Raw genomic sequence first — 11,912 nt, 5'->3', positions numbered from 1 at the left:
AAGTTGTCAATCTATATCAGGACTAGTCATACTATTTAAATAATAATTAGTTCACCATGTTGATCGAAAGATGTCTTTACGTCGTAATTTCGAGTATAAACATTAACTATATATCTCAAATAATTTTTTAGATCCCAATCAGTAGCTTCCACTATTTCTTCATTCTCATCATATTGATAAATGATATTAGGTGTAACTGATGCTGTTAAAACAAAAAAGTATTGAGTATAACTTTCCACTGCAATAAAAAATGGTTTTTTATCTAATAAATCATATTGTTGAATAGCAGAGAGTTCCTCTCTCATTCCTGATTGCATCAATATACTTCCTCTTATTGTTTTTTGATTTCTATAAAAAAGAAGAGGATCATCGCCAAAAAGACCACCACTACAACGCCTATACTCGTTAAAAAATCATATAACTGATCTTTCACTTCGATATCATATAAACGTTCGATTTTTTTATTTCATCATCAGAATAACCTCGCATATAGCTAACATCAATAGGTAATTCTGGATAAACTGAGTGTAAAAATTCGATTAATTTTATATTCATAGTATTATTAATTTCGTCTAAAGCTAAACTCAAGGTGATATATTAAAAATAAAACTTTTACCAAATAGTGTAAAATCATTATATTTTATTTTCCTTTATATAGAGAATTCCAAAGCCAATCCCTGCGGGTATACCTCCGCCTATGCTAATTCTTAACGCTCGTTTAAATTCAATTAAACTAAATAAAATAGGTCTTTCTGCATAAAAATAAAAGAATAAATCTATGCTAATATAAGTAACTATTGCAACAATCAATAATGATAAAGTAAATAAAATCATTAATGCTATAATAAGTACAATAATATGAAATATTCTTTTCATTGTTATTCTCCAGTTTCATTAATTATGTCTTACATATAACTTGCACTAACTTCCGCAGCCCCGCTATCACCAATATTACCTACTCAAGAAGGAATTCTAATTTCGGATACTTCCTGCATAATATAAGACTTTCCCTTAACCTCTGACTCTGAATATTTTCTCAACACTTCATTAAATCCGGGATTATTGCCTTTTGTTATTATTTTACCAACCCAATTAGTTACAGGTTTTACTATAAAATTACCTAATCTGCCCACTTTCCCTGTTATATTGGTTTTTCCATAATATCCTTCAATTTTAATTTCAGGAGTTAAGGATTGATGTACTCTGTGGGGCTTAATAGTTATATCTATCAATACCCCCTGTAATTTAAGAATTAATTTTATTAGCCATTCTGTAAAATCACATTAGTGCCTTTTATATTCTAAATAGTTAACTAAACAAATTACGGCTCCTAAAAACAATCCCATTACTCCTCCTATTTTTAATGCATCAATAAAATCATTTAACTCCCAAACAAACGAGTTTTTTTCAAAATATAACATTAGTTTAACTAGAAGTTTAATTAATATTATTGTCAAAAAAACAGTTACACACATACTCAAAGACCAAAGTAAAAAGTATATAAATATTTTCATTTCTCATCCTTTGATTTTAACTCTTCTGTAATTATTTTATTCGCACCTTCGGAACCAATAGCTCCAATTGTACTTCCAACAATACTTGGTACTACTGATACTCTCGGCGGAGCTGTAATTGATGGCATTACAACTAATGGGCGATCTTTAAGCCCGCTAGACCAAGGATTAAATTTATTATCAAAATGATGAGTTAACCATTTTGTACTTCCATAGCCGAATGTTGAACCAACTAATGCGCCTCCCATTGAGACCCAAGGTGATTCTCCATCAATTAAACTTGAAATACCCGCACCCAGTAGTATTGGTTGTGAGCGTTCTCCAATACCCCATTCCTGATGTTATTCTTCCTGTTAACAAAGAAAAACCAAAGCTTGCATAACTAAAGCTCGCTTTTGGGTCTGTGTTAATATTATGCACCTGCATGGCTAAATTTGCTGTGCCCGTAGTTGTTACACCTACCACACGGCTAGCAACAGTAGTGCTACCTAACCAACTCGCTACATAAGGGCTAATAGCCTTACTCATTATAGGTAAACCTAATGCTGTCGTTGCAACAACGGCTCGTGGAATATTATTACCACGCTGTAATTCACTATAATTTTCAATGATAGGATCCAGTTTTCTGATACTATATTCAGCAATTGATTTGCAATGAACATTACAATCTGCTGATTGAATAAGTAAAATTAATTCATCTTGTTGTTGAACCAAATGCTCTTTAGTGATCCTAGTTTCTATCGCTTTTTGCTGTTGTTCTGCATCGACATTATTTCCTAATTCAACTAAATGTTTTTTTTCCTCATCTGTAGAAGCAAGATAATACTTTTCAAGCCATGAAGTTATTTGTTTGGCTGTTAAATAATTATTCTCAACCACCACTTTCCCAGCTTGGGCGGCATTGGCAACGCCTGTGCTATTATCACTGATTAAACCACCGACAATCCCAGAAGTTAACGTTGCCCATGCATTTATATTCTGCTTTTCAGTCTCGGTGAGTTCTTCGGGGGTTTTGCCATAAAGTGAGTGCGATAAAATACCCACTGTTTCCCCTGTCATTGCGCCAGAAGCTTGTACTACTGCATTCTCACCTTTTGCCAACGCAAGGCCTGCATTGAGTAATCCGTGCGCTATCGTGCGCTGAATATCACTTTCAACACTGTTACCTTGAATTTGGTTTTTCACTTCATTAGCAAGATAAGGGGCGGAACCATTAGCAATCGCGGTAACAATATTGTTGCCCATTACACCTTGCGTAAATGCGGTAATGGCTTGGATAGCACGGGTATATTTACCGCCCGTACCAAAGTCGGATTGGTTAGTATAATCCTGTAAGGCTTGCTGGAAGAGGTGATTCTGAATATCACGTTCAGTAACGTTATCGTTAGTTTCTGAAAGGGCTTGATAGAGATTGTCGTAATTTAGATTAGAAAAACTAGCACCAGAGAATTAGTCCATAATTGCGAGTCCAAAACTGACTATCAGAGGTAATTGGCTGAGTGAGTTAGGGTTTACGATGGGTAGCAACATCACTCTCACCCGCCAAGCCGGACAGTGGATTATCCGGCTAGCTGAGGAATAAGGTAGATAAGCCCCCCAGAACTTGCTAGATTCTAAATCGCAGACATTAATCTATAGTAGAAATATTAAATCTATATTGCTCCGGTATCTTGGTTGGGTAACTATCAAGACTAACTCCCCAAGGAGAAAATTCCAAATAAAATAAACTTTCATTCCATAAACATAATTTGCATAAAACTGCTATTTCTTTCAAATGGTTGAGTATCTCATGATCATTATTCTTGCATGCTTCTTGCACCAGAATTTCAAGATCTTCTAGAAGTGACACTAAATCATCAGAGTTCATAAAAACAGATGGTGATGCGTCATCAATATTCCAAATTATCTTAAATTTATCCGATTGATTTTCCCTTTCTAGGTAACGAGCATTGCGTTCATGAAAGGTTCGGTATAATACTTCATTCTCATTATCACCATTAGATGATTTTATTAAGCTAATTAATGGCATAAAAATCCTATCATTTATAATGAGCCAGGGAATACATTGATTAAGTTACCTTTTTTATCGGTAATAATGGTAATAACAGACGTACCTTTTCCACTTTGATCAACACCAATAGACTTACCTGTATCAACCTGCCTCACAAATTTATCAGTTTCAACTTTTCCGCCTATTTGAATTGGATTATAAACAGTTTTATTAACTATATCAGGTCGTTGTAATACTCTTTAACCTCATTATTTGTAACAGTAAAACGGCTTTTATTAGGCACACTAGCATCAATACCATGTTTACCCATCGCATAGTCAAACCCTCTTATTTTACCATTATCAAATGTTACATTTGCGACATTCACTCTCGATTGTGTAATTCCCGGATTTTCTGGAGAAATAAATTTATCTTTACTTACATTCAGTTGTTTTACAACAGGAATACTCGTTTGCTTATTAGTTGTTCCTTTACCACTTCCACTATTAATCATTCCGGGAAGTGCCATCGCTATCAAACCGGCTGTTTCTGGTTCAAGCCCCATTGCCTCTAATCGTTTAGCCCACTGATGTTCGACTGTAATCCCTGTCGCATCCATACTCAACATATACACTGCAGGCAAATAATCACGAAAATCATCAGGCAACGATTTATCTGCTGCAAGATGTTTTATTGCTGTATCGAAAGCATTCCATTGTTCAACTAAATATCCATACTGCTGTTTACACTGCTCTGGTGAGGTTGAACAGATTTGCTTTATCTCTTCCTGTTGCCGAATATTGGCATCAACCATATCACGAATAACTTGCTGACATTCTTCACCGACACAAGTTCTTGCTTTATGCGCAAAATTTTCTAGTTGATTGGTGCTCAACCAATTATTCTCAACCACCACTTTCCCAGCTTGGGCGGCATTGGCAACGCCTGTGCTATTATCGCTGATTAAACCGCCGACAATACCGGAAGTTAACGTTGCCCATGCACTTATATTCTGCTTTTCAGTTTCGGTGAGTTCTTCGGGGGTTTTGCCATAAAGTGAGTGCGATAAAATACCCACTGTTTCCCCTGTCATTGCGCCAGAAGCTTGCACTAAGGCATTCTCGCCTTTTGCCAATGCAAGGCCTGCATTCAGTAATGCCGTGCGCTATCATGCGCTGAATATCACTTTCAACACTGTTACCTTGAATTTGGTTTTTCACTTCGTTGGCAAGATAAGGCGCGGAACCATTAGCAATCGCGGTAACAATATTGTTGCCCATGACACCTTGCGTAAATGCGGTGATGGCTTGGATTGCGTGGGTGTATTTACCCCGTGCCAAAATCGGATTGGTTAGTATAATCCTGTAAGGCTTGCTGGAAGAGGTGATTTTGAATATCACGCTCAGTAACGTTATCGTTAGTTTCTGAAAGGGCTTGATAGAGATTGTCGTAAGCGGTATCAGAAAGATTATCGAGTTTTGAATCAGCTTTCGCTTGGTTCGTACCACGAATAGTGTCCACCGTGGTTGCTAAGTCGATAACCTGCGCCCCAATTTCGCCCACTAATTCAAATATCTCGTCAGCTTAAAGCGAATATAGATATTGAAATTAGCCCCAAGTTTGAAATGGGTGTTCATACCTTATTAGTCAAGTTGAATAGTTGATTATTCGGTTGGCTGAATGAAAGTAAAGTCACAAGATGGATCCCAACTGAACCTTGGGATCCACGATAGCGTTCAACTTAACTACTTTTTTCTGGTTTTATATATAAATATCTTTCATCTAATTCAAGATTGAGTTCATTCACTATCTCTATGACTTGGTTATACTCATCTTTTGTTATTTCTACACCATAATCTGCTATATGATCACATAATGTTTCAAATGCTAAAATATTTTCTGAATGATTTATGTACTCTAAATCAAAGTCAACTAATGATGCATCTAAACGCCCTTTTAATTTGTTACCAAAAGATTGTATTTTCTGATTAACACCCATACTTGTTACCTAATCATTTTATTGGTTTCAGAGAACCTGGTTGCGATGTTTTATCAGGAAAAGCAGTAACTACTTTACCATTTGCTGGCTCGTAAATTACCCTCATACGTACTCCATCACGAGTTTCCCATGCCACCCATCTAGCTGGTCTTCCCGCTTTTGTATATAAACCGCCAGTTCCTGATTGTGCATACCACTGAGTCGTTGGTGATGTCGCTATATCACCAATTTCATGTATTACTTTTTCTGCTGGCCAATTAGATGGAAAAGTTGTTTTCCCTGGATTACCAGGGAACAAGTGGCCACCTTGAGTTGGGCTTTCTCCATATAGTATATGCAGCTTCGCCTCTGGAGAGAGAATATCAATATAATTTGTATTAGGATCAACTTTTCCAACAATATCTTTATAAGGTAACAAATCCGCATTGTATTTAGTATCACCTTTCTCTACCTTTGTAATACTTTCAATTTCTTTGGGACTATATACCCCGTTTTTATCTACAGCCCATTTACTACCAGCGCCTAATTCAGCACTATTATTTGAGCCTTTTGGTGGTATCAGCTCTAGCTTAACTCTAGGTTTTGCAATATCTTTCCCAAATTGCTTAACCAATATGCCTGAATTTACAACCGCTGATACTCCGCCAAAGGCATAAATAGAACCAACATACATCCCGGCTCGAACACGCGCTTCGTTATCGGGATAACCAAAGTTTTTAAACGCTTCCGTATAAGACTCTAACAGATTAAACGCTTGCTGTGCTTCCGATGATGTCTAGTTCAACAAACGCTCGATTTCTTGATAACCTGCTTGCGCTGTTTTTGGGTTTTGATACGTTAGATTTACATAGGTGTCTATCGCCTTAAATGCATCTTTTCTGGCTGCGGTACATTCTGGTGAGGTACCGCCAACACAAGCATCAAGCACAGCTTGTGTTGTATTTATATCTTTAATCCGTAACTCAGCCAGTTTCAGTTGTTCAACTTCAGTTATATTTCCTTGACGCTCTTTAAGCTCCAACGATGTTTTTTGGCGATGGTCTGAGTTATTTAAATAATTATTCTCAACCACCACTTTCCCTGCTTGGGCAGCATTGGCAACGCCTGTGCTATTATCACTGATTAAACCGCCGACAATCCCAGAAGTTAACGTTGCCCATGCACTTATATCCTGCTTTTCAGTCTCAGTCAGCTCTTCGGGGGTTTTGCCATAAAGTGAGTGCGATAAAATACCCACCGTTTCGCCTGTCATTGCGCCAGAAGCTTGCACTACTGCATTCTCACCTTTTGCCAACGCAAGACCTGCATTGAGTAATCCGTGCGCTATCGTGCGCTGAATATCACTTTCAACACTGTTGCCTTGAATTTGGTTTTTCACTTCATTGGCAAGATAAGGCGCGGAACCATTAGCAATCGCAGTAACAATATTGTTGCCCATGACACCTTGCGTAAATGCGGTGATGGCTTGGATTGCGCGGGTGTATTTACCCCCCGTACCAAAGTCGGATTGGTTGGTATAATCCTGTAAGGCTTGCTGGAAGAGGTGATTTTGAATATCACGCTCAGTAACGTTATCGTTGGTTTCTAAAAAGGGCTTGATAAAGATTGTCGTAATTTAGATTAGAAAAACTAGCACCAGAAAATTAGTCCATAATTGCGAGTCCAAAACTGACTATCAGAGGTAATTGGCTGAGTGAGTTAGGGTTTACGATGGGTAGCAACATCACTCTCACTCGCCAAACCGGACGGTTGATTATCCGAATGGCTAAGAGGAAGTGATAACATTAACGAAGATCCCATTATAAGTTGGGATCTTTAGCAATTAAATAATGATAAGCTCACCATGTCGATCAAAAGGCACATTCAGATCATAGTGACGAGTATAAGCATTAACTATATGCCTTAAATAACTATTTAGCTCCCATTCTGTAGCTTCTATAATTTCTTCATTTTCATCATAGTGATAAATTCTATTAGGATCATCAGTTGCTGTAAGTAAAAAATAGTACTGAGTATAACTTTCCAATGAGATAAAAAATGATTTTTGTTTTATTAAATCATATCGTTGGTCTGTAGGTAGCTCATATCTCAGTGCATCTTGATATAACATAGCTCCTCTAACTGTTTGTCTACTTCTATAAAAAACTAAAGGATCATCACCAAACAGCCCCCCACTACAACGACCAATACTCGTTAAAAAATCATATAACTGATCTTTTACTTCAATATCATATAAACGCTCAATTTTCTGAATTTCATCTACTGAGTAACCTCGCATATAGCTAACATCAATAGGTAACTCTGGATAAACCGAGTGTAGAAATTCGATTAATCTTATATTCATAGCATTATTAATTTACGTTAAAATATCTAAAATAGTTCAAAGCTTGAAATTTCATTCTAAAAAAATCATTTTAGTTTATTTTCTTTTATGTATAACATTCCAATACCTAACCCCATAATTGCACCTCCACCAATACTTACTTTTAATGCTTTTTTTATTTCATTAACTTTAAATGAAATTGAGATATCTGAATAAAAATAAAAAAACACCTCCACTAAAAAATAAAAAATCATTACACTTATAAATGAAACAAATATAAACATAATCATTAACACTATAAGAAGAAAAATTATTTTCACTCTTTTTTCTCCTCTTCACCTTTTTTTTGTATATAAAAAACACCTAATTCAGATATACCACTACTACTTAAGTTACCTGCTCCAGAAGAAATTTTACTTTCGGATACTTCCTGCATAATATAAGACCTTCCCTTAACCTCTAACTCTGAATATTTTCTCAACACTTCATTAAATCCGGGATTATTGCCTTTTGTTATTATTTTACCAACCCAATTAGTTACAGGTTTTACTATAAAATTACCTAATCCATGCCCCATTAATGCTCCACCTCCTGTCGTGATTGCCCCCATTGTTGCACTTTCATCATTTATTGTATTCGTCAATGCTCCTGCTGCTGCATTAAAGAAAACCGGACAGTTGATTATCCGATTGGCAAAGAAGTGAGGGGGTAAGGGAGACTCCTGTGAATGCAGGGATCTATTATCAATAAAAATTATCGTCTAACTGACCTTCAGATTTTAATATCTCTAAAAATCTTTTATAGGCGGTGTCATCTAATTCAAGCAAGTCATCTAATAATGATTCTTCGATTAAAGCCCAATGATGGACGCTCTTTGCATCATCATTTGAAAAAAAGACTGTTTTAAAATCTAATTGATTATCAATGATTTTTACTTCATCAGCTTTATATGTTTGCAATCCGCCATAATTAATAGGCATTCCATAAAAATATGTTTCATCATCAAACCAATAAATAGCAAAAATATCAACAATAGAGCCATCTGATTCTTGTATCTTCATTTAACATTATCCTTTATTGTATCCACCACTTGTTTTGGATCTTGTTGCATCCTCTGAGGTGACGTGATTTTCATATCATAAGCCTTACCAGTCGTTGAATTAAACTGATAATGTATAGTTATTGTTTGTCCATCTGGGAGTTTATGTTTTGCTTCCATTTTTTGAAAACCGGCGCTAGTAGGGAAACGAGGATCTTTATTCATATTTAGTAATTTACTTCCCAGAATTGGATTAGCTTGAACCTCTTTCCAAAATGTTTGCTCATTAAGATCCCTTGGTACTGCTGTTTGTTGTCCAGGCTTCGCCGTTGATATTTTTTCTGCATTTATAATCAGCTGTTTATTATAAACTGAGTTAGCTTCTTTCTGACCAAAATTTTTAGTATTGTTTGAATTCTCGCCAATTCTATTTAGAGCATTTTTTTCTGATTCTAACTTGCTGTTATTGATTCGTTTATCTGTTGTTCCACGATTACCTTTACCACTTCCACCATTAATCATTCCGGGAAGTGCCATCGCTATCAAACCGGCTGTTTCTGGTTCAAGCCCTATTGCCTCAAATCGTTTAGCCCACTGATGTTCGACTGTAATCCCTGTCGCATCCATACTCAACATATACACTGCAGGCAAATAATCACGAAAATCATCAGGCAACGATTTATCTGCTGCAAGATGTTTTATTGCTGTATCGAAAGCATTCCATTGTTCAACTAAATATCCATACTGCTGTTTACACTGCTCTGGTGAGGTTGAACAAATTTGCTTTATCTCTTCCTGTTGCCGAATATTAGCATCAACCATATCACGAATAACTTGCTGACATTCTTCACCAACACAAGTTCTTGCTTTATGTGCAAAATTTTCTAGTTGACTGGTGCTCAACCAATTATTCTCAACCACCACTTTCCCAGCTTGGGCAGCATTGGCAACTCCGGTGCTATTATCACTGATTAAACCGCCGACAATCCCTGAAGTTAACGTTGCCCATGCACTTATATTCTGCTTTTCAGTTTCGGTGAGCTCTTCGGGGGTTTTGCCATAAAGTGAGTGCGATAAAATACCCACCGTTTCGCCTGTCATTGCGCCAGAAGCTTGCACTACTGCATTCTCACCTTTTGCCAACGCAAGACCTGCATTGAGTAATCCGTGCGCTATCGTGCGCTGAATATCACTTTCAACACTGTTACCTTGAATTTGGTTTTTCACTTCATTAGCAAGATAAGGCGCGGAACCATTAGCAATCGCGGTAACAATGTTGTTACCCATCACACCTTGCGTAAATGCGGTGATGGCTTGGATTGCGCGGGTGTATTTACCCCCCGTGCCAAAATCGGATTGGTTAGTATAACCCTGTAAGGCTTGCTGGAAGAGGTGATTTTGAATATCACGCTCAGTAACGTTATCGTTGGTTTCTAAAAAGGGCTTGATAAAGATTGTCGTAATTTAGATTAGAAAAACTAGCACCAGAAAATTAGTCCATAATTGCAAGTCCAAAACTGACTATCAGAGGTAAGTGGCTGAGTAAGTTAGGGTTTACGATGGGTAGCAACATCACTCTCACTCGCCAAACCGGACGGTTGATTATCCGAATGGCTAAGAGGAAGTGATAACATTAACGAAGATCCCATTATAAGTTGGGATCTTTAGCAATTAAATAATGATAAGCTCACCATGTCGATCAAAAGGCACATTCAGATCATAGTGACGAGTATAAGCATTAACTATATGCCTTAAATAACTATTTAGATCCCATTCAGTAGCTTCTATAATTTCTTCATTCTCATCATATTGATAAATGATATTAGGTGTAACTGATGCTGTTAAAACAAAAAAGTATTGAGTATAACTTTCCACTGCAATAAAAAATGGTTTTTTATCTAATAAATCATATTGTTGAATAGCAGAGAGTTCCTCTCTCATTCCTGATTGCATCAATATACTTCCTCTTATTGTTTTTTGATTTCTATAAAAAAGAAGAGGATCATCGCCAAAAAGACCACCACTACAACGCCCTATACTCGTTAAAAAATCATATAACTGATCTTTTACTTCAATATCATATAAACGCTCAATTTTCTGAATTTCATCTACTGAGTAACCTCGCATATAGCTAACATCAATAGGTAACTCTGGATAAACCGAGTGTAGAAATTCGATTAATCTTATATTCATAGCATTATTAATTTACGTTAAAATATCTAAAATAGTTCAAAGCTTGAAATTTCATTCTAAAAAAATCATTTTAGTTTATTTTCTTTTATGTATAACATTCCAATACCTAACCCCATACTTGCACCTCCACCAATACTTACTTTTAATGCTTTTTTTATTTCATTAACTTTAAATGAAATTGAGATATCTGAATAAAAATAAAAAAACACCTCCACTAAAAAATAAAAAATCATTACACTTATAAATGAAACAAATATAAACATAATCATTAACACTATAAGAAGAAAAATTATTTTCACTCTTTTTTCTCCTCTTCACCTTTTTTTGTATATAAAAAACACCTAATTCAGATATACCACTACTACTTAAGTTACCTGCTCCAGAAGAAATTTTACTTTCGGATACTTCCTGCATAATATAAGACCTTCCCTTAACCTCTGACTCTGAATATTTTCTCAACACTTCATTAAATCTGGGATTATTGCCTTTTGTTATTATTTTACCAGCCCAATTAGTTACAGGTTTTACTATAAAATTACCTAATCCATACCCCATTAATGCTCCACCTCCTGTCGTGATTGCCCCCATTGCTGGAAGAGGTGATTTTGAATATCACGCTCAGCAACGTTATCGTTGGTTTCTGAAAGAATTGATGAGTACCACAGGCTAACAAGCTAAGGTTATTGAGACGGAGTGATAGCCAAAAGAAAGATCCCAACATTTTGAGCTGGGATCTTAACATCATCTACGTAACTTATATTCTATAAACCACATCCCTATTCCAACTATTGGGCCTGTGATCAAACCTACTCTGAAAGCCTTTTCTACATACTCAAGTGAAAAAGTAAATTCTC

General features: G+C 36.1%; 23 protein-coding genes. 3 read left to right on the top strand and 20 right to left on the bottom strand.

The annotated features are described in order from the left end of the window. Positions 1-35: 35 nt before the first annotated feature. From GTH25_RS19165 to GTH25_RS06865, 5 genes are all read right to left on the bottom strand, one after another. Positions 36-317 carry a hypothetical protein gene (locus GTH25_RS19165; RefSeq protein WP_231039601.1) on the bottom strand — a complete coding sequence of 94 codons (282 nt, stop codon included), beginning with the start codon at positions 315-317 and terminating at the stop codon, positions 36-38. Between the two features lie 316 nt (positions 318-633). Further along, positions 634-876 (bottom strand): hypothetical protein, encoded by a 243-nt coding sequence (locus GTH25_RS06880; RefSeq protein WP_099660464.1) that lies wholly within the window; start codon positions 874-876, stop codon positions 634-636. A gap of 83 nt (positions 877-959) precedes the next feature. Continuing rightward, a complete protein-coding gene (locus GTH25_RS06875; RefSeq protein WP_156733264.1) occupies positions 960-1,232 on the bottom strand; it encodes a hypothetical protein in 273 nt (90 codons plus the stop codon). 278 nt (positions 1,233-1,510) lie between these two features. Then, positions 1,511-1,762, bottom strand: a complete 252-nt coding sequence (locus GTH25_RS06870; protein WP_156733263.1) for a hypothetical protein — start codon at positions 1,760-1,762, stop codon at positions 1,511-1,513. A 22-nt stretch (positions 1,763-1,784) separates the two neighbouring features. Then, positions 1,785-2,759 carry a VENN motif pre-toxin domain-containing protein gene (locus tag GTH25_RS06865; protein WP_156733262.1) on the bottom strand — a complete coding sequence of 325 codons (975 nt, stop codon included), beginning with the start codon at positions 2,757-2,759 and terminating at the stop codon, positions 1,785-1,787. 211 nt (positions 2,760-2,970) lie between these two features. Between GTH25_RS06865 and GTH25_RS06860 the strand changes: the two genes are divergently transcribed. Beyond that, entirely contained in the window at positions 2,971-3,096 is a 126-nt protein-coding gene (locus tag GTH25_RS06860) for a SymE family type I addiction module toxin (RefSeq protein WP_075674337.1), read from the top strand. Positions 3,097-3,141: 45 nt separating this feature from the next. Here GTH25_RS06860 and GTH25_RS06855 read toward each other — a convergent pair whose 3' ends face one another. From GTH25_RS06855 to GTH25_RS06825, 8 genes are all read right to left on the bottom strand, one after another. Then, positions 3,142-3,543 (bottom strand): hypothetical protein, encoded by a 402-nt coding sequence (locus GTH25_RS06855; RefSeq protein ID WP_075674330.1) that lies wholly within the window; start codon positions 3,541-3,543, stop codon positions 3,142-3,144. Positions 3,544-3,557: 14 nt separating this feature from the next. After that, entirely contained in the window at positions 3,558-3,680 is a 123-nt protein-coding gene (locus GTH25_RS19280) for a hypothetical protein (RefSeq protein WP_257882580.1), read from the bottom strand. 59 nt (positions 3,681-3,739) lie between these two features. Then, positions 3,740-4,582: a VENN motif pre-toxin domain-containing protein gene (locus GTH25_RS06850; RefSeq protein ID WP_164530449.1), complete on the bottom strand. Its 843-nt coding sequence runs from the start codon at positions 4,580-4,582 to the stop codon at positions 3,740-3,742. Beyond that, entirely contained in the window at positions 4,524-4,844 is a 321-nt protein-coding gene (locus GTH25_RS06845; protein WP_164530448.1) for a hypothetical protein, read from the bottom strand. The genes GTH25_RS06850 and GTH25_RS06845 overlap by 59 nt, the downstream gene beginning before the upstream one ends. Continuing rightward, positions 4,831-5,067: a hypothetical protein gene (locus tag GTH25_RS06840; protein WP_164530447.1), complete on the bottom strand. Its 237-nt coding sequence runs from the start codon at positions 5,065-5,067 to the stop codon at positions 4,831-4,833. The genes GTH25_RS06845 and GTH25_RS06840 overlap by 14 nt, the downstream gene beginning before the upstream one ends. Positions 5,068-5,245: 178 nt before the next feature. Then, the gene (locus GTH25_RS06835) at positions 5,246-5,503 is read right to left on the bottom strand and encodes a MafI family immunity protein (RefSeq protein WP_098943413.1); all 258 of its coding nucleotides are present in this window, start codon (positions 5,501-5,503) and stop codon (positions 5,246-5,248) included. A gap of 13 nt (positions 5,504-5,516) precedes the next feature. Further along, positions 5,517-6,176 carry an EndoU domain-containing protein gene (locus tag GTH25_RS19275; RefSeq protein ID WP_164530446.1) on the bottom strand — a complete coding sequence of 220 codons (660 nt, stop codon included), beginning with the start codon at positions 6,174-6,176 and terminating at the stop codon, positions 5,517-5,519. A 102-nt stretch (positions 6,177-6,278) separates the two neighbouring features. Further along, a complete protein-coding gene (locus GTH25_RS06825; protein WP_164530445.1) occupies positions 6,279-6,941 on the bottom strand; it encodes a VENN motif pre-toxin domain-containing protein in 663 nt (220 codons plus the stop codon). 212 nt (positions 6,942-7,153) lie between these two features. On the opposite strand from GTH25_RS06825, the gene GTH25_RS06820 reads away from it, so the two are divergent. Further along, the gene (locus GTH25_RS06820) at positions 7,154-7,282 is read left to right on the top strand and encodes a SymE family type I addiction module toxin (protein ID WP_164530802.1); all 129 of its coding nucleotides are present in this window, start codon (positions 7,154-7,156) and stop codon (positions 7,280-7,282) included. 43 nt (positions 7,283-7,325) lie between these two features. Here the strand turns inward: GTH25_RS06820 and GTH25_RS06815 are convergent, their stop codons facing one another. The 5 genes from GTH25_RS06815 to GTH25_RS06795 form a co-directional block, all read right to left on the bottom strand. Then, complete coding sequence (locus GTH25_RS06815) at positions 7,326-7,847, bottom strand: hypothetical protein (RefSeq protein ID WP_164530444.1); 522 nt, start codon at positions 7,845-7,847, stop codon at positions 7,326-7,328. 65 nt (positions 7,848-7,912) lie between these two features. Beyond that, positions 7,913-8,146 (bottom strand): hypothetical protein, encoded by a 234-nt coding sequence (locus GTH25_RS06810; protein WP_223672478.1) that lies wholly within the window; start codon positions 8,144-8,146, stop codon positions 7,913-7,915. After that, positions 8,143-8,469, bottom strand: coding sequence for an adhesin (locus tag GTH25_RS06805; RefSeq protein ID WP_099660246.1), 327 nt, complete (start codon positions 8,467-8,469; stop codon positions 8,143-8,145). The genes GTH25_RS06810 and GTH25_RS06805 overlap by 4 nt, the downstream gene beginning before the upstream one ends. Before the next feature lie 100 nt (positions 8,470-8,569). Further along, positions 8,570-8,887: a hypothetical protein gene (locus tag GTH25_RS06800; protein ID WP_099660247.1), complete on the bottom strand. Its 318-nt coding sequence runs from the start codon at positions 8,885-8,887 to the stop codon at positions 8,570-8,572. Further along, a complete protein-coding gene (locus tag GTH25_RS06795; protein ID WP_202983528.1) occupies positions 8,884-10,152 on the bottom strand; it encodes a VENN motif pre-toxin domain-containing protein in 1,269 nt (422 codons plus the stop codon). The genes GTH25_RS06800 and GTH25_RS06795 overlap by 4 nt, the downstream gene beginning before the upstream one ends. Positions 10,153-10,364: 212 nt before the next feature. Between GTH25_RS06795 and GTH25_RS06790 the strand changes: the two genes are divergently transcribed. Further along, a complete protein-coding gene (locus GTH25_RS06790) occupies positions 10,365-10,493 on the top strand; it encodes a SymE family type I addiction module toxin (protein WP_075674338.1) in 129 nt (42 codons plus the stop codon). Between the two features lie 43 nt (positions 10,494-10,536). Here the strand turns inward: GTH25_RS06790 and GTH25_RS06785 are convergent, their stop codons facing one another. Further along, the gene (locus GTH25_RS06785) at positions 10,537-11,058 is read right to left on the bottom strand and encodes a hypothetical protein (protein WP_164530443.1); all 522 of its coding nucleotides are present in this window, start codon (positions 11,056-11,058) and stop codon (positions 10,537-10,539) included. A gap of 168 nt (positions 11,059-11,226) precedes the next feature. Further along, positions 11,227-11,613, bottom strand: coding sequence for a hypothetical protein (locus GTH25_RS06780; protein ID WP_164530442.1), 387 nt, complete (start codon positions 11,611-11,613; stop codon positions 11,227-11,229). Positions 11,614-11,912: the final 299 nt, after the last annotated feature.

Source organism: Proteus terrae subsp. cibarius (assembly GCF_011045835.1).
Taxonomy (GTDB): domain Bacteria; phylum Pseudomonadota; class Gammaproteobacteria; order Enterobacterales; family Enterobacteriaceae; genus Proteus; species Proteus cibarius.
Note: the sequence above shows the minus strand (reverse complement) of the source record. Positions and strands in the feature narration are given on the sequence as shown.